The organism is Rhodopirellula sp. UH5 (assembly GCF_056839225.1).
Genome location: NZ_CM166390.1, coordinates 1,440,976 through 1,459,120, shown reverse-complemented (window position 1 = coordinate 1,459,120; position 18,145 = coordinate 1,440,976). Strand labels below are relative to the sequence as shown.

At 57.0% G+C, this 18,145-nt stretch carries 9 protein-coding genes; 8 read left to right on the top strand and 1 reads right to left on the bottom strand.

The window, feature by feature from the left end:
• Nucleotides 1-3,004: 3,004 nt before the first annotated feature.
• From UH5x_RS05480 to UH5x_RS05470, 3 genes are all read left to right on the top strand, one after another.
• Nucleotides 3,005-6,046: a two-component regulator propeller domain-containing protein gene (locus tag UH5x_RS05480; protein ID WP_482635004.1), complete on the top strand. Its 3,042-nt coding sequence runs from the start codon at nt 3,005-3,007 to the stop codon at nt 6,044-6,046.
• Complete coding sequence (locus UH5x_RS05475) at nt 6,043-9,438, top strand: response regulator (RefSeq protein ID WP_482635003.1); 3,396 nt, start codon at nt 6,043-6,045, stop codon at nt 9,436-9,438. The genes UH5x_RS05480 and UH5x_RS05475 overlap by 4 nt, the downstream gene beginning before the upstream one ends.
• Nucleotides 9,439-9,816: 378 nt before the next feature.
• Nucleotides 9,817-11,190, top strand: a complete 1,374-nt coding sequence (locus UH5x_RS05470; RefSeq protein ID WP_482635002.1) for an IS4 family transposase — start codon at nt 9,817-9,819, stop codon at nt 11,188-11,190.
• A gap of 123 nt (nt 11,191-11,313) precedes the next feature.
• On the opposite strand, the gene tnpA is transcribed toward UH5x_RS05470, so the two are convergent.
• Nucleotides 11,314-11,781: an IS200/IS605 family transposase gene (gene tnpA / locus UH5x_RS05465; protein ID WP_482635001.1), complete on the bottom strand. Its 468-nt coding sequence runs from the start codon at nt 11,779-11,781 to the stop codon at nt 11,314-11,316.
• 943 nt (nt 11,782-12,724) lie between these two features.
• Here tnpA and UH5x_RS05460 point away from each other — a divergent pair.
• The 5 genes from UH5x_RS05460 to UH5x_RS05440 all read left to right on the top strand — a co-directional run bounded on the left by UH5x_RS05460 (nt 12,725) and on the right by UH5x_RS05440 (nt 18,108).
• Complete coding sequence (locus UH5x_RS05460; RefSeq protein WP_482635000.1) at nt 12,725-13,000, top strand: DUF3302 domain-containing protein; 276 nt, start codon at nt 12,725-12,727, stop codon at nt 12,998-13,000.
• On the top strand, nt 12,997-14,313 hold the full coding sequence (locus UH5x_RS05455; RefSeq protein ID WP_482634999.1) for an HlyD family secretion protein: 1,317 nt from the start codon (nt 12,997-12,999) through the stop codon (nt 14,311-14,313). The genes UH5x_RS05460 and UH5x_RS05455 overlap by 4 nt, the downstream gene beginning before the upstream one ends.
• A 60-nt stretch (nt 14,314-14,373) precedes the next feature.
• On the top strand, nt 14,374-15,909 hold the full coding sequence (locus tag UH5x_RS05450) for a DUF1254 domain-containing protein (protein WP_482634998.1): 1,536 nt from the start codon (nt 14,374-14,376) through the stop codon (nt 15,907-15,909).
• 210 nt (nt 15,910-16,119) lie between these two features.
• The gene (csrA, locus tag UH5x_RS05445) at nt 16,120-16,374 is read left to right on the top strand and encodes a carbon storage regulator CsrA (RefSeq protein ID WP_482634997.1); all 255 of its coding nucleotides are present in this window, start codon (nt 16,120-16,122) and stop codon (nt 16,372-16,374) included.
• Nucleotides 16,375-16,563: 189 nt separating this feature from the next.
• Nucleotides 16,564-18,108 (top strand): DUF1254 domain-containing protein, encoded by a 1,545-nt coding sequence (locus UH5x_RS05440; RefSeq protein WP_482634996.1) that lies wholly within the window; start codon nt 16,564-16,566, stop codon nt 18,106-18,108.
• The last annotated feature ends 37 nt before the right edge of the window (nt 18,109-18,145 follow it).

The following is an 18,145-nucleotide window of genomic DNA, read 5'->3' as shown; positions in this document are numbered from 1 at the left end:
CCCATCCAAACGCATAGTCGCGAAGCGACGACAGGAGTGATCCAACGCCGCCCGCCCCATCTGCCCTGCCCCACACCTTCTTCACCCTCCTGGCAGGAGGGTCGAGTGAAGCGAGGGGAGGTCGAACGGTGACTGGCCGATTACGTTTCGATCACTTCACGAACGCAGCCGGTTGCTAACCACGAACTACGCGAACGACACGAAAACGCATCCCCGTTTGCCGTCTTTTGTATGCCCCTTGCCCAGGCCAACCACGTGCCGGGCATTCGATTCTCGAAAACGACCCCCGTCCCCGTTTCGTGGCCGTCCCCTTTTCGTGGCTCGTCCCATCTGACCTGCCCCACTCCTTCTGCACCCTCCAGGCAGGAGGGGCGAGCGAAGCGAGTGGAGGTCGAACGGTGACTGGCCGATTACGTCTCGATCACTTCACGAACGCAGCCGGTTGCTAACCACGAAATATGCGAACCACACGAAAACGCATCCCCGTTTGTCGTCTTTTGTATGCTCCGTGCCCTGGCCAACCACGTGGCGGGCATTCGATTCTCGAAAACGACCCCCGTCCCTTTTCGTGGCCGTCCCTTTTCGTGGCCTCAATCAATCGCGAAGCGATGACAGGTAGTAGCCACGGACGTCAGTCCGTGGAAACGTTGCCCATTCAAACGCAAAGTCGCGAAGCGACGACAGGTGTGTTCCAACGCCCACGTCCCATCTGACCTGCCCCACTCCTTCTGCACCCTCCAGGCAGGAGGGGCGAGCGAAGCGAGTGGAGGTCGAACGGTGACTGGCCGATTGGGTCTCGATCACTTCACGAACGCAGTCGGTTGCTAACCACGAAATACGCGAACGACACGAAAACGCATCCCCGTTTGCCGTCTTTTGCGTGCTCCGTTCCCTGAGCCAACCACTTGGAAGGCATTCGATTCTCGAAAACGACCCCCGTCCCTTTTCGTGGCCTTCAAACCAACCACGTGGCGGGCATGGGATCAGCGAATTCGACCTCCGTCCCCTTTTCGTGGCCTCAAAGAATCGCGAAGCGATGACAGGCAGTAGCCACGGACGTCAGTCCGTGGAAACGTTACCCATCCAAACGCAAAGTCGCGAAGCGACGACAGGAGTGATCCAACGCCGCCCGCCCCATCTGACCTGCCCCACTTCACCTTCACCCTCCTGGCAGGAGGGGCGAGCGAAGCGAGGGGAGGTCGAACGGTGACTGGCCGATTACGTCTCGATCACTTCACGAACGCAGCCGGTAGCGAACCGCGAAATATGCGAACCACACGAAAACGCATCCCCGTTCGTCGTCTTTTGTATGCTCCGGTTCCTGAGCCAACCACGTTCCGGGCATTCGATTCTCGAAAACGACCCCCGTCCCTTTTCGTGGCCTCAATCAATCGCGAAGCGATGACAGGCAGTAGCGATGACAGGCAGTAGCCACGGACGTCAGTCCGTGGAAACGTTGCCCAATCAAACGGAAAGTCGCGAAGCGACGACAGGAGTGATCCAACGCCGCCCGCCCCATCTGCCCTGCCCCACACCTTCTTCACCCTCCAGGCAGGAGGGTCGAGCGAAGCGAGGGGAGGTCGAACGGCGACTGGCCGATTAGGTCTCGATCACTTCACGAACGCAGCCGGTTGCGAACCGCGAAATATGCGAACCACACGAAAACGCATCCCCGTTCGTCGTCTATTGCGTGCTTCGTGCCCTGAGCCAACCACTTGGCGGGCATTCGATTCTCGAAAACGACCCCCGTCCCCTTTTCGTGGCTCGTCCCATCTGACCTGCCCCACTCCTTCTGCACCCTCCAGGCAGGCTCGGTCGAGCGAGCCGAGCGGTAGACGATGGTGGTCGCTTCGCCCCGACCCAGCGTGATCAAACGCAGTGATTGTGGATGACGCTTCCGCTGCGTTCCCATGCTCATCAATTCAAAACCTCGCCTTCCGCCGTCATGCCGCGTTCGTCTGTTCCCGAGTTGCGCTTCAAATTTCGCAACAGGGTGAGTGTAGCAAGTCCTTGGCTGGCGGGGGGGGTGGCCTGGGCAACATGTGTCCAACCCGCCCGCAAATTGTTGGAATCGAGTGAAAATCGCGTTGGGTTTTATTTTCCGCCGCGGCCCGGACAGGGTGGCGTGGGCGATGCCGGAATTGGCTGGGGCCTGGAAGTGGCGTTCGACGATTTGAGATTGGGCTGGCAGGCGGCTCGCGCAGCGTGAGTGGTGAGAAAGCGAACTTTCCGGTGGGGTTGCACGCGCCGCTTCCCATGCCCGGCCCTCACCCTCGCGTACGCCTGAACGGCGTCGCTCGACCTCTCCCCAAACTTCGTTCTGGGAGAGGTGGGCCGTGTGGAAATCTGACACAAAGCGGTATCGAAAACTGCACGACCTGCTTGGGGTGGAGGCGGCATGGCGACCGGTGGCTGACGCCACCGGCAGAGGTTCTGTCGCCCCTTCGAGACTGGTTCGGGTTGGTGGACGTGCGGGACTGTTGATCCAATACGTTTCGCAGATTGAGCCGTCAGGCGAAGGGCGATCGCCCACAGTTACCGGAGACGAACCGGACGCTGGCGGGTTCCGGCTGATTGAGGCAACAAGGCCCGGATGGGCCGACAAAGTCATTGCCGGGGCGTCAGGCCCCGGAGAGGGCGTCCAGTGGACGCGATCGGCCAATGGAATTGTCGACGACGCGTGAGGCATGGGCTCTCGCCTGTCTATGAAGCTGTCTCGCCGGAGGGGACTATCACGGCAAGCATGGCTTATTGCGAATTCGTTCGGGTTTCTTGGCGATGACACAGTTTCTTGGCCACTACGCAGGCGATCGTTGCTGACGCCGAAGCAGACAATCCAAACCGCGTCTCAATGCTGCGTGCAAGCAAATAGGCAGTGGAATACACTAAGGCTTCACCATCTCAATCGATTCAATCAATGAAACTGCGGTATTGAATGCGAGAATCTCGGCAAGCCCGATCGCCTGACTTGCAATGGTTTTGTCGTCTCTCGCTGATTGGCTTCATGCTCATCTTGGTTGCGCGGCCGAGCCTGGGGCAGACCGAGGAAGCTTCCGGTCGCCTGCATGACGATCGCCGGATTGATCGTTTGCACAACAACGCTTGGGGACCAGGTGATGGACTACCTTCGGACCAAGTGTTCGACATCCTGCAAACTCAAGACGGTTACTTGTGGGTTGGAACCGGCGCAGGTCTGTGCCGATTCGACGGCGTCAAGTTCACCACCTTTGATCAGGGCAACACGCCGGAGCTCGCTTCGGAACGCATGACGCAGTTGCTTGAGAGCCGCGATGGCACTCTTTGGGTCGGCTCTGACGAGGGCGGTTTGGTTGCGTTTCAAACTGGGCGACTGCGCGAGGCCAAGGCGGCGCAGGAACTTTCCGGCAAAAGGATTCGTTCGATTCATCAGGATCATGGCGGTGCGCTGTGGGTGGGTACCGATTCAGGCACGTGGCGATCGCAGGCGAGTGGTGAATTTCAACCGCTCGAGCGCGCACCCAAGCAAGTCTTTTCGATGGCGGAAGACCGTGAAGGCAGTCTCTGGATGGGCGGGCCGGACGGTTTGTTTCGCTGGGACGACGCGAACTCCGCCGCCGTGAAAGTTGAGTTGACTTTGCCCGCAGGAGCGAGCCTCGCGGTGAATGCACTGGAAGCGGATCGCGATGGCAGCCTTTGGGTGGGCACCGACACGGCGGGGCTGATCCATTTCAAAGGTGTTGTGCTCAATCGCATTTTGCCGAACTCAAGCATTCGACTGGTCTATCAGGATCGTCTGGGCGTGATCTGGTATGCGGGGAAGGTCGGAAAGCTGAAACGATTGCATCAGGGTCAACCGGAGACGAACAGTCCGCCTTGGTTCGGTATCGGTGTCAGTTGTATCGCGGATGATCGTGAGGGAAGTTTGTGGCTGGGTGCCAACGGTTCGCCTCGCTGCCTGCGTCAATTGACGCCCGCTTCGGCTGTTTCTTTCGACCACGTTGCGGCTTGTGTCCTTTCCGCATCCGATGGCGGCGTCTGGCTGGGCTCCAACGCGGGACTCTCGCATGTTGCAGCGAGAAGTGGTCCGGAAACGCTCACCGTGGATCGGTTCTCCAAACTCATTCGCTCTCTGACGCTGGCACCAGGTAGCGATGGGTCGCTTTGGATCGGGCAAAAAGAGAAGTGGGTTACTCACTGGGCCGGCGAAACTTTGTCGACGTATTTGCTTCGCGATGGACTTCGCAAAGAACCTGTCGGAGCAATCGCCGAGGATCGTGATGGCAGCGTGTGGGTGGGTTACCTGGACGGGGGTGCCGCGCGACGGGATGAAGATCGCTTTGTCGAAATCGAAGCCTTCCAGAATCGAACCGTCCATTGGTTTGCCCAAGACGTCACAGGCGAACTTTATGCCGGAACAAACGACGGCTTGTATCGCGGGACAGAGCGTGTCAGCAATCCGTTGCTTGACGACTTGCCGAGCGCCGATTTCCGATCTCATTACATCGATGAAGTCGGCGACCTTTGGTTGGGGACCCTGGGCGGCGGTTTGTGCCGGATGAGGGACGGGAAGTTTACAAATTGGCGCGTTCGCGATGGCCTGCTGGCAAACCGTGTCTTTGCCATCACGGATGATCCCGACGACAACCTATGGATCGGCGGGCCCGACAAAGTCTTTTTCGTTTCCAAACAAAGCCTGGAGGAGTTGACCGCAGGGAAGATTGATCAACTTGATTGCCAAGGGATGCCACTTTCGGTGGAAGGTCAACGATTGGGCATCGGTTATCCAAAGATGGCCAGATCGGCTGACGGATCGGTGTGGGTCACACGGAAACGCGACACCGTGAAAATTCCTCCCGGCGCGATCAATGTCATCCGGAAAGCTCCGCCGGTGCACATTGAACAGGTGCTCGTTGATGGCGTCGCGGTAGCCGGCCACGACACGGTGGAATTTCAGTCGGGGACGCGACGATTGGCAATCCATTACACCGCCGCGACACATGCCAAGCCCGACGCCGCTGAGTTTCGGTACCGGCTGACAGGGCATGCCGACGACTGGGTCGAGGCTGACAATCAGCGAGTTGCCCATTTTACGGCGTTGCCTCCTGGAAGTTATCGGTTTGATGTGTTGGGGAGCAGTGGATACGGCGTCTGGAATGAGGAAGGGGCGACAATCGCGATCGTTGTCCATCCACGTTGGTTCGAAACCGCTTGGTTCAAAACGCTGATCGCAATGGGGCTATGCGCAGCGGTGATCGTGGGAGTGCGGGGCTACACATCATCCGTTCGAGACCACAACGCCCAATTGCAGAAGGAGGTCACGGAACGAAAAGAGGCAGAAGCGATTCTTCAAAAGCACCAGACGAGACTCAAAGCACTCGCGTCAGAGTTGACCGTTGCCGAAGAACGTGAACGCCGGCGGATCGCTGTGGATCTGCACGATGATGTTGGACAGACGCTTGCGCTCGCCCGAATTCAACTGGCAGGGGCACGAAAGTCAATGAACTCGCCCGAACTGGGTGCCAAGCTCGATGAACTTTCGTCAACCATTTTGAAAGCGTCTCAAGACACCCGGCACCTTGTTTACGATCTCAGTTCACCGTCACTCAATGAGCTCGGGCTCGACGAGGCGATCGAAGAATGGTTGGAGGAAGAAATTTCGAATCGTTTCGGCCTCAAGACTCAAATCGTCCGTCAGGCCGAGCCAGCGGCGCCGGAAAATGCTGTTGGCGACGATGTCAATGCACTGCTCTTTCGCAGCGTCCGCGAACTGCTTATCAACGTGGTGAAGCATGCGAAAGCTCGCCATGTCGTTGTCACGTCGGAGCATTCCCGCAATCACATCAAAATCTCTGTCGCGGACGACGGGGTTGGATTTGACGCCGGTTCGGAAGCTTTTCGGGCCAGTTCAGAAGGAGGGTTCGGTTTGTTCAGTATCCAAGAACGGATGATGAACCTCGGTGGCTCGTTGCAGATCGACTCAGAACCGGGCAAGGGTTGTCAGGCGAAACTGATCGTTCCTTGCGGCCATTCGGACAGATCCGCGACCACGCCAGAGAGCCACTCATGACGATTTCGGTATTGGTCGTTGACGATCATGCGATGTTCCGCAAGGGGCTGCGGATGATGTTGGATGACGAAGACGACATCCAAGTCGTTGGTGAGGCAGGTGACGGCGAGGGAGCAATTCGATTGGCCGTTGAACTTTTGCCAGATGTCATCGTCATGGACATCACGATGCCGGGCACCGATGGCATCGAGGCAACACGGCAAATCGTTTCAACGCTTCCGGGTGTGAAAGTGATTCCACTATCGATTCACTCGGGCAAACGTTTTGTTCAAAAAATGCTTCGCGCCGGGGCCGCCGGCTACGTCTTGAAGGAAAGCGCCCCCGAAGAGTTGGTGCATGCTGTTCGCGCGGTGCATGGCGATGACATCTATCTGAGTCCCGCGATTTCTGGCGTCGTTGTTTCGGAATACGTGCGACTGCTGAATCGATCGGACTCGCACGACCGCGACGGCGGACTGAGTGAAAGTGATGAGTCGATCGTACGGATGATTGCCGAAGGCCATTCGGTCAAGGAGATTGCCGCCGCTCGAGAGACAAGTGCGAGCAAGGTCCAGACGGCGCGGCGACGCATCATTAAAGCATTGGACTTGGCAAACGTCGCGGAGTTGACTGAGTATGCTCGCGCCCAGCGTTGGGGCGAAGGCGAAACACGCGTTGAGATGGCATCCTCGGACAGCCAATCGCTGCGTGTATCGATTCTCGGTACAAAATTTCACCGCCCCACGGTTCCGTCTGATTTCGTCTCCAGAGATCGCTTGCTACAGATCTTGGATGAAGCGTGCGATGTGCCGTTGATCCTGGTATGCGCGCCAGCCGGATACGGCAAGAGCATGTTGGTGGCAGATTGGCTTGCAAAGCACAACGAGCGCCGCGCCGCATGGCTTTCGCTGAGCGAAGGCGAGAGTGATTTGAGGTCGTTCTTGACCTATGTTGTGGCCGCGGTGGAGGGGCAGTTTTCCGGTGCTTGTCCCGACACGACGTCTGTTCTGCAGGCACCTGGACTACCGACGGTGAACGTTCTGGCCGATGCATTGGGCAATGATCTCGATGCAATTGACGAGCCCTTCGTACTGGTGCTGGATGATTACCACTTGATTGCCGGCGGCGATGTCCATGGCCTGCTCGAGAATCTGTTGCAGCATCCTCCTCGCCCCATGCGACTGGTCGTGATCACCCGGCACGATCCACCGTTTTCGTTGGCGGCTCTGCGTGGCAACCGGTGGTTGGCGGAACTTCGGCAGCAGGATCTCCGTTTCACTCGAGACGAAGTCAGCGAGGTGCTGAGTCAGATCACTGGCGTGACCGTAGGCGATGCGGCCCTCAGCCGACTCGAGCAACTCATGGAAGGTTGGATCGTCGGCTTGCAGTTGGTCGGTATGTTGATTCGAAATTGCGATGACAAGGAAGCGTTCGTGTCGCAATTGCAAGGCGGAGTTCATCAAGTCTACGACTACCTATTGCATGAGGTGCTCGGCAGGCAACCCTTGCCGTTTCAGAATTGTCTCCAGAAGATGTCCATCTTGGATCGCTTTTGTGCTCCTCTGGTCGAGGCGGTCTGCCAACCGTCAGGTGATTCACCGGATTCTGCAATGACGGGTGCACACATCATTCAACGCTTGCGGCAAGAGAATCTGTTCATCGTTCCGCTCGACGCTCAGGAATGTTGGTTTCGCTATCACCAGGTGTTTCAGAATCTGCTCACGCAACAACTGGATAACACGCACCCTGCGAGCGAGGTTCGCGGCCTGCACGGTCGTGCCAGCGATTGGTTTTCTCAGCAAGGGCTGATCGACGAAGCGATCCGGCATGCATTGGCAGCAGGGCGAAGCGAACAGGCGGCCGAGATCGTCGCCAACGCGCGGCTCAAGACGCTTACAAGAGATGCGTCGTACGAGCTTGAGCGATGGCTTGACTTGTTGCCCGAGTCCATCATCGGTGAGCGACCAGAACTTTTGCTCGCCCGTGTCTGGGTGCTCTACTTTCACCTCCAATTCGAGGAATTCTCGGCGGTCCTTGATCAGTTGGAGCCGCTCATTGCTGAGCGACAATTGTTGGATCGGGCGTCGGCCAGTGCGATGCGTGGCGAGGTGGACTTGTTTCGCGGCTATCTCGAGTTTTTCGCTGGGAATTGCGCTGACTCTCTAGGACACCTGCATCATGCGATCGAGCGGATTCCGGCTGACCATCACGCAGCGCTCAGCGAGACGGACCTGGTCCTGGGGCTGGCGAGTCAGATGGATGGTCAGCGGGAACAGGCACTCGAGCGGCTCCAGTCGATCCTTGCTAACACGCACGCGATGCACCCCATTCGGCAAATCCGAGCGATTGCGACTACTGTAATGATTCACATGATCTCGGCTCATCTTCATGATGCGATATTTGCCGCGTCGCGAATGAAGGGAATCGCAGCGGACAATGGATCGATCTACACGGAAAGTTGGCGTGACTACATGCAGGGATTGATTCACTTGTGGCAGAACCAACACGCCGCTGCGGTTGGTTGCCTGAACAAGGCAGTCGACCGTCGTTACCTTCTGGATTCGAGAGCCGCCATGGACGCGATGGCTGCGTTGGCGTTGAGCTACGAGATGAACGGAGAGCGGTTCGAAGCGGAAGCCACGATGCGGATGTTACGAGAATTCGTTGATTCGCTTCGGCTCTCGGCGGATGTCTTTCACTCCTGCGAAGCGAGACTAGCAATCGTTCGAGGCAACCGGCCGCCTGTTTCTCGCTGGTTGAAATCGGCCGCGCCGTCGGATGAGGCGGCATTGATCTTCTGGCACGAAGTCCCCTGTGTTACCCGCTGCCGCGCGTTGTTGGCGGAGGACTCTGAGGCCAGTTTGCGGGAAGCCGAGCTACGACTCGAAGCCTACGTGCAGACCAGTGAGGAAACTCACAACACACTGAATTTGATTCAAGCATTGCTGCTGCAATCGTTGGTCTTGCACCGGAGTGACAGAAACGCAGAGTCGGCAGAAGCATTGCACAGAGCAGTCGCACTTGCACAACCCGGTGACTGCATCCTTTTCTTTGTGGAACTGGGCGAACCGATGGCGGAGCTGTTACACGGCTTCACCGCTGACGATGCGGTCGCGGAATTTGTTGATCGCTTGCTGGCGGAAATTCCGAAGCCGGATCAACAAAAGGACAGCGAACTGGCCGAGCCAACGACCGAGGAAGATGGCTCACTGATCGAAACGCTGACCAATCGCGAACGTGACACGCTGGAGTTGCTGGCACAGCGACTTTACGACAAAGAGATCGCCAAATCGATGAGCGTTTCGGTTTGGACGGTGAAAACGCACGTCAAGCACATCTTCGAGAAGCTGCACGTCAAGAATCGCCGCGAAGCGGTACAGAAGGCTAAAGAGCTCGGTCTCGTCAAAGAGTGAAGTGGCAGTGGCTTCCAGCCGCAGCTTTCTCCTCAGCAGGGGCTGGAGGCTTCAGTCACGAACCAGGCAAATTCGCCGCTCCGCGGCTGTGATGCTGGTTCTTGCTCCGACCCCCTGGGGCTCACGCCCCAGGCTATAGAAAACCGCCGCTTCGCGGCTGTTGAACTGGTTCGTTCTTCTCTCCCGGGGCTGATGCCCCAGGCTGTAAAAATACGCCACTTCGCGGCTGCCATCCCGATTAGCCGCGGAGCGGCGTCTATCTCAAGCCTGGGGCGTAAGCCGAATGGCACTTACTTTAGATTGAGTCTTCAGTTGCGATAATCTTGGCACAGTTTTTGCGCATTCAGGCTTCCTTTCTCAAAAAGGAGCCATTTTGGCATGAACGATTCCGAGCGAAGCATGGAAGCCGACCAGCAGTTTGACCGCTCCTTCGAACTGCTGCATCAGCTTGTCAACTTCGAAGATGCGAACGAGCTTTTTGCCCAGCGAGCTCACACTGTCTACACCGCCTGCGTTGTCCTTTGGATGCTCGTCTACCAGCGTCTCAAGCCCGATGCCTCACTCGAAAACGCGGTGAAACACCTGATCGATACTCGGCCGAGCTATCTTCCCGAGAACAAACGACTCGACGAAAACACGATCTCGACCGCATCGGGTGCCTACAGCCGAGCGAGATCTCGACTGCCTCTGGATGTCGTTCGTTGGTTTGCCGAGGAAGTCAGCTCCGGCATCATTTCGGCCACCGAGCCTACATTCAACCAACAACGCGTGTTCCTGATTGACGGAACCACGATGGCTCTTGCACCGGAAAAAGAACTCCAACAAGCGTTTCCACCGGCAAGCAACCAACTCGGCGAAGGTATCTGGCCATGCGCGTTGTTAACCGTCTTTCATGAACTCGCCAGCGGCGCTGCAATGCTTCCGCAAGTCGGACCGATGTACGGGCCCGAGGCAGTCTCCGAGACGCAACTTGCTCGCCAAGGTTTTGAGCAGCTTCCCGAGCACTCGATCATTATGTCCGATGCGGGCTTTGGGATCTTTGGAGTCGCGTATGAAGCCATCAATGCAGGGCACGACATTTTGCTGCGAATGAAGAAGGCTAACTTTCATTCGCTGCAGAAGAATGCCGAGCTGATTGAGCAATCCGAACATCACAAAAGTTACCGACACACGTGGATACCCACGAAGAAGAATCGCCAGACCCAACCGGAGTTGCCCGCGGATTGCCAGTGCGATGTTTTTCTGCACGAGGTCAAGGTTACCGACTCGCTGACGCTTTATCTGGTCAGCACGCTGGCCGACGAAGCTTTCACGTTGGCCGCATTATTTGAGCGTCGCTACGATGTAGAAATTGACATTTGCAACTTCAAGGTGGTGATGGATGCCGAGAATATCCGTGCCAAGAGTGTCGACACATTCATGAAAGAACTCTACACGTCAGTCGTGGCTTACAACCTGACCAGTCAGCTTCGTATCGAAGCGGCCGCCATGGAGGAAGTTCCGCCGCGTCGAATGAGTTTCAAGCGAACGTGGACCACCTTTCAGACTTTTTTGTTGCGACACATGCACACCGAGCCTAGCCAGTGGCGCGAGGCCTACCGAACCGCCCTGGCGATCGCCCGCAAAGACAAGTTGCCAATTCGAGGCAAACGCAGATACCGACGCGAGGCGTACCGCAAACGGCCCAAAGACGCGCAATTCGAAAAGCGAAAGAAACCACCGTCAAAACTGAAAGACTCGGATCTAAAGTAAGTGCCATTCGGCGTAAGCCCCAGGGGAGAGCGTGCATGATTTCATCAAGCCGCGAAGCGGCGATTTTCAACGTCATGGGGCGTGAATGCGTTCACCACGACACCGCAAGCGGTGACTTTCCTTTCACGACACGATCTCCTCATCGAACACGTATTGCGGGTTGAATTCGATTTGGTGACGTCGCAACATTTCCAGATACTCGTCTTGAAACGTTTGTCGCTGATGGTGTTCGCGTTGACGAGCGAGATACGAACGCACCGTTTCAACCATCGACTGGCTCACCGAAAATGCACCGTATCCGCGCTGCCATTCATGACGGCAACCGATCTTGTTCTCTTTGTTGATCCAGCCGGATGAATTGGCTTTGATCGTCCGCAGCGTATCTGAGATCGCAAATTTTGGATGCATTTTGAGCAGAAGATGAATGTGATCTTCGACTCCGCCAGCGGCCAGAAGAACCGCTTGCTGTTCTTTCGCAATTCCGCCGATCACAGCAAACAGCTCATCTCGCCAAGAGTCGGCCAAGTGGGGATGTCGATGCTTGGTGCTAAAGACGACGTGAAGCAGAATCCCATGATGGGTTGATGACATGCCATTTCCCTCATTCAGTCTTACGTCTCGTTCGTTGACGCCAAAGAACATCGTAGCGAAATCTGCCGCTCCGCGCCTGTCCCCCGTATTTGTTTTGTTCTCCTGGGGCTGACGCCCCAGGCTTGAAAGAATCGCCGCTCCGCGGCTGCGGCGTTGCTCTATTTCAGGCTCCTGGGGCTGATGCCCCAGGCTATCAACATACGCCGCTCCGCGGCTGCATCCAGGAATAGCCGCGGAGCGGCGTTGTTTTCAAGCCTGGGGCGTCAGCCCCAGGAATTGTTGGCCCCGTCCCCGCAAGCCGCGAAGCGGCGAACTTCTTCTGCCTGGGGCGTCAGCCCCAGGACTCCTTTCGGTTCGGGCAAGGATCTCGCGTCCTGGCAACAACCCAACCGGGACTGCAATCCTCTGTTGCGAAATTTGCACTCCCTCATTTCTCACTCGTTGTGAGCGATGTGCACTCGCCCTCGCCGCCAGATACTTGCAGTGCAAGACCCCAGGAACAAGCAATCCGTGGAGGCAAACGAAAATCAATGGTGGATGAAAGAAGATGGCCGCAAATACAACCGGGAACTTCCGCCTGCTACCGGATTGTCGTCGAGGGAGAGCTGAGCGAAGAGTGGTCTGGACGTTTAGGCGGCATGCGAATTCAGACAAGCTCCACCGACAACCAACCGTCCGTGACGACGTTGAGTGGACAGGTCCAAGATCAAGCCGCGCTGATGGGCGTGCTCAATAGCCTTTACCAACTCCGATACAAGATCCTCTCCGTCAACTGCGAGCCCTGCAATGGTGCAAACGAGAATTCAACAACGAAGAATCAAACACTTTGAGAGGCGAGTGATTCCAGCTGACCTCAAGTTCTTTCAATGCGATTCAATCCATCTCAATGAAGTGAAACTCTTGCCGAAGAGTTCTCGAGATCAGAAACAGGAGGACTGCAATCATGGGATTTCTTGATGTCTTTGCGATCACCATCCTCGCGGTTCTGGGCCTCACGCTGGTTGGCGTTTGGGTCTTGCTGGGGATGATGCCCGGTCGAATTGCCCGCGGGCGCAACCACCCGCAAGCCGACGCCGTCAGCGTCTGTGGATGGTGGGGCGTCATCACCATGGGGCTGCTGCTACCGGTAGCGTTCATCTGGGCTTACTACAAACCGGTGGACGCTCAAAACGCCGAGTCTCGCAATGCCGCCACTTCGACGAAAGGAGATGTGTCGTGATCCTTTTTCTGACCCTGATCTATGTGGCGTTCTTAGCCATTCTGGTCAAGTTGAAAGTTATCCAGTTCAACTTGTTTTGGAAGCTCTCGCCGGTCCTTTGGATGGTGCTGCTGCTGGTGGTTCTGTTCATTCCGATGCAATGGGGCGCCCCTTCGGGTGTGGTCAATGTCTACCGCACTGTTGTTGAAATCGTTCCCAACGTCAGCGGCGAAGTGATCGAAGTCAACGCGCCCGGCAGCAAGCCGATTCGCAAAGGCGACGTCTTGTTTCGTCTTGATCCCCAACCCTATCAAATCGAAGTGGATCGGCTATTGGCTGGTTTGAAGGAAGCCGAACAAACTTCCAAGATGCTGCCCGCCGGCCTCGCGGAAGCGGATGCGAACGTCGCTCAGGCCGAAGCCGCGATCGTAGCGGCGACGCAACAAGCCGCCTCGCTGGAGTCCGCTCTCATCGCGGCGAAGGCCAACGTTAGCAAGTCTCAGGCACAACGAGAGTTGGCTCGATCGGATAATGAGCGTGCTCAAAAACTGCTTGCGGGCAACGCGACGTCTCCGGAAGAAGCGGCCACCAAAGCGCGGAACCTGGAACTGGCCATGGCATCGGTTGAGTCCGCCCAGGCCTCGCAACAACAGGCCCAACTTGCGTTGGACTCTTCGATAGATGGCGTCAACACCGGCGTCATCGAGGCGCAAGAACGATTGAAGGCGGCTCAAGCGGCAAAGCAGAAAGCGGAGTTCGCGGTTGCTTCGACGATCAACGGCGAAAACACGCAGGTCGCACAATTGCAAGCTCAATTGGCGACCGCTCAGTACAACCTTGCTCAAACCACCGTCTTGGCCCCAGCGGACGGTTTCGTGGTCGGGATGACCTTGCGACCAGGCCAACGAGTGGCAGCGTTTCCCGTTCGCACCTGGATGGCTTTCGTCGATTCATCCAGTGCACAAATCGCGGTTGGCGTCGATCAGAACCGGTTGCGTCATGTGAAGCCAGGTCAGAAAGCAGACGTTGTGTTGGAGCTTTACCCAGGCCGAACGCTTACTGCGACGGTGGATCGGATTGCCTACATCACACCGCAGGGACAACTCCAGCCGACGGGCGTGGTGGCTGCTGCACCGTCAAGCAGCCAGAAAACGCTGCCGTTCGGTGTCGTGCTCACGCTGGATGACGCGGGGCCGGAGTTTGACATTCACGAGTTGCCCGGTGGCGCGACCGGTACCGCCGCCATCTACACCGATTCGGTGAAGGCAACCCACCTCATACGTCGCGTCATGATTCGCATGGAAACATTCATGAATTACATCATGCCGTCCTAACTCAGGGTTCAACCCACAACCATCGTTATGAACAGTCACTCAAAAAGTAGGAGAAACACGATGAGCACGCGACGAAACCACCACCTGTTCAATCTGGCAGCGTTGGCTTTTTGCTCTCTCTCAACCAGCGTTCAAGCACAGCCACCGGCAATGAAATACTCCACCCAGATTCCGGCAAATGTCGTCACCCCCGATCGAACGGAAACACGCCTCGGGGCTTTGGAGTTCGTTGACGGATTCCCGACCGAAGCGACTGCGAAGAAGGTGTGGGATCACATGGATTTCTCCCGCGCCGTCGAGGCCATGATCATGACCACGCCCGCGGCTTCGCTGCAGGGATTTCGCAAAGGCATCAAAAACTGGGGCCCGGACAACGAGACCATGATTTACTGGGGCGGACGTCTGGATTCCAAAGGCTTGCTTCTGACGGGCAATACCACGGTGGTCTACACGTTTATGTGGATCGACTTGAAGGACGGTCCCATGGTCATGGAGACCCCGCCCAACGTGTTGGGCATCATCGACGATGCGTGGTTCCATTACATCTGTGATTTCGGCAACGCCGGCGATGACAAAGGCAAGGGCGGGAAGTTCCTGTTGGTGCCGCCGGGCTACGAAGGCGAATTGCCCACCGATGGCTACATCGTCAAGAAGTCAAAAACCTACGGCCACTGGCTGGCGATGCGTGGCTTCATGACGGACTTCGACCCGGTTCCCGTGGTCAGGAACATGAAGGAGCATTTCCGCCTTTACCCGCTGGGGAGCGAGCCCAAGGAAGTCAACTGGGTCAACACAGCGATGAAGGACTTCAACACCCTGCACGCCCAAGATGAGACCTTCTTCGACGAGGTCAACATCACAGTCCAGGAAGAGCCAAATTCGGCCGAGAGTTCCGAGATCCTCGGGTTGCTGGCCTCCATCGGCATCCAGAAGGGCAAGCCTTTCAAACCGGATGCCCGCATGAAGAAGATCCTCGCTGAAGCCGCTGCAGTCGGCACCGCCGCCCAACGCACGATCCTGTTTCGCAACCGCGACACGGAAGACACCGCGATCTGGCCGGGCAGCAAAAGCTGGGAGCTAGGCTTCGCTGGTGGCAGCTACGAGTTTCTCAACGACGGCGTCAGTCTGATCAATTCGCGGGTCCGCTTCCACTTCTACGCGACCGGCATCACGCCCGCGATGGTCAAACCACCTGTCGGAGCGGGATCCCAGTATGTGATGGGACTGCGCGACGCCGAAGGCAATGCCCTCGATGGCAGCAAGACCTACAAGATCCACCTTCCCGCCAACGTTCCCGCCGAGCGTTTCTGGGACATCACTGTCTACGACAACCAGACGCGTTCGCTGTTGCAAACCGACAATCCCTACCCGGGTGTCACCAGCATCGACAAGGCGACCGTGCAAAACGCGGACGGCTCTTATGACGTCTACATCGGCCCGAAGAAGCCTGATGGCCCCTTGGCAACTGAGGGACACGTGAATTGGATCCAGACCGATCCTTCCAAGGGCTGGAACATGTTGTGGCGGATTTATGGTCCGACGCAAGTCTGGTACGACAGAAGTTGGCGTCCAAGTGAGATCGAATTGGTTGACTGATGTGGCTGGGGCTTCCAGCCCTAGTTGTTAGACAAAAAACTACTGCGGCTGGAAGCCACAGCCACGGGGAAACAATCCAATGACATTGAGCGAAACCCAAATATTGCCATTCAAGCCGTTCGATGAATCCGGTGAAGTCCGGATATCGACTTTGTATGGCGACAAGGCTTTAAGAAACTTGACTTTTAACCTCGGTAAGGGAGTACAGAGATGCTTGTGTTAACACGAAAACCAGAGGAATCCATTTTCATTAACGAGAACGTCGAGGTCGTCGTCCTTGGAATCCACGGAAACAAAGTTCGCTTGGGTATTGAGGCACCCAAAGATGTTTCCATTCTTCGACGAGAGATCATTCCTGGAATCAATCAACACCATTCAGCGAATTCCGATTTGCTGAAAACCTCAAAACCGGCTGGGAATAAACCTGCCGGAGCTACGGTGAAGTGCAACTCTTTGAAATCGTGAACCAACATGGACCCATGCTGTTAAGCCACAACGTTTCACCACGTCTCTACGGTGAGTCCGGTGCCGGCGGCCTGGGTTTTCTCGTGGTCCTAGGCTTTGGCTTTCGTCTGCTTTGGCGAATCCGAAAAGACATCCGATGACAATCCGAATCCCGATACCGAAATCACACCCTTCTTGAGGAACCAACCGATGCTGTCGAGATTTTCAACGTCACAAATCGCCGTTGCCACCTGCGCGCTGGCGATAGCCATGGCCACGCAAGCCCGTGCGCAATCGCCGCAACCGAAAATGACCACGCCGATTCCGGAGTCGATCAAGGCTCGGGAAAGCGTCGAAACATCGATCGGCACGCTCGAGTACTTTGACGGAGTGCCGAAGCCGAAAACGGTGGAGACCGTCTACGACTACCTCGATACCTCGCGAGCCGTGAACGTCTATCTCAATTCGATCCCCGCCCTCTCTGTCAACGCCCTCCGCGAAGGGCAGGCGGCGATGGGCGCGGACGCCTGCCATAAGATCTGTATCTGGGACAATCTGATGGACTCCAAGTCCATCCTGCTGACCGGGAATACGTCGACCATGTACGCGGTTGGCTTTCTTGACCTGGTCAAAGACGGCCCGACCGTTGTCGACTTGCCGCAGGGAATGCTCGGCATCCTCGACGACATGGCTTTCCAGTATATGGTCGACCTCGGCGTGGCGGGTCCTGACAAGGGCAAGGGCGGCAAGTACCTCGTGCTTCCTCCCGGCTACAAAGGGGACGTCCCCGAGGGCTACTTCGTTGTCCCGTCAAAAACCAGTGGAGTCTGGGTGTTCATGCGCGGCTATCTCGACAAGAGCATGCCCATCGAAGAGGCCGTCCCGGCCGCGTCGAAGAACATCCGCAGCACGCTGAAAGTCTACCCGTTGTCGACCGCGGATGCCCCCCCGGCCACCGAGTTTATCAACGTATCCGGCAAGGACATGCAGGTGATCCTTCCGAATGATTACAGCGCGTTTGAAAAACTGCATGGACTGATGCAGACCGAACCCGAGTCGTATCTCGGCCCCGAAGCCCGGGGAATGATGGCGGCGATCGGGATCGAAAAGGGCAAGCCTTTCGCTCCGGATGCACGCATGAAGAAGATCCTCACTGACGCCGCCGCGATTGCTAACGGCGCCGCCCGCGCCATCAGCTACTTCCCGCGTGATCCCGGTAACCTGACCTACAAGGACGGTGATGCCTGGGTAACTGCCTTTGCGGACAAGGACACCACCTTCACTCGCAACGGCGCCTATCGCCTCGAACCACGTGTCCTGTTTCACTTCGGCTACATCTGTGTCTCTCCTGCGATGGCGATGACCGTTGCTGGCAAAGGATCGGACTACTCGATGGGAATGCTCGATTCCGAGGGCAAGGTTTTGGATGGCTCCATGACATACCGGCTCCGGATTCCGCCGAACCCGCCAGCCAAGGATTTCTGGGCGATCACCATGTATGACACCCAAACCCGCTCGCAGCTTCAAACGGACCAGCAGTTCCCGACCAAGGGAAGTCAGGATAAGGGAATCAAGACCAACGCGGACGGATCGATGGACATCTACTTCTCGCCGAAAGCGCCCGCAGGCCAGGAAGGCAACTGGCTCCAGACCATCCCCGGCAAGAGCTGGTTCATCGCCCTGCGCATCTACGGCCCCGAACAACCCTGGATCGACCAAACCTGGCGACCGGGCATGATCGAACTGGTGAAGTAATCGTGGCTGGGGCTTCCCGTCCAGTTGAGAAAGAACG

What these genes read in the sequence shown, in the direction of transcription:
- UH5x_RS05480 (WP_482635004.1), top strand. Translation starts at nt 3,005, where the DNA reads ATGCTCATCTTGGTTGCGCGGCCGAGCCTGGGGCAGACCGAGGAAGCT.
- UH5x_RS05475 (WP_482635003.1), top strand. Translation starts at nt 6,043, where the DNA reads ATGACGATTTCGGTATTGGTCGTTGACGATCATGCGATGTTCCGCAAG.
- UH5x_RS05470 (WP_482635002.1), top strand. Translation starts at nt 9,817, where the DNA reads ATGAACGATTCCGAGCGAAGCATGGAAGCCGACCAGCAGTTTGACCGC.
- tnpA (WP_482635001.1), bottom strand. Translation starts at nt 11,781, where the DNA reads ATGTCATCAACCCATCATGGGATTCTGCTTCACGTCGTCTTTAGCACC.
- UH5x_RS05460 (WP_482635000.1), top strand. Translation starts at nt 12,725, where the DNA reads ATGGGATTTCTTGATGTCTTTGCGATCACCATCCTCGCGGTTCTGGGC.
- UH5x_RS05450 (WP_482634998.1), top strand. Translation starts at nt 14,374, where the DNA reads ATGAGCACGCGACGAAACCACCACCTGTTCAATCTGGCAGCGTTGGCT.
- csrA (WP_482634997.1), top strand. Translation starts at nt 16,120, where the DNA reads ATGCTTGTGTTAACACGAAAACCAGAGGAATCCATTTTCATTAACGAG.
- UH5x_RS05440 (WP_482634996.1), top strand. Translation starts at nt 16,564, where the DNA reads ATGCTGTCGAGATTTTCAACGTCACAAATCGCCGTTGCCACCTGCGCG.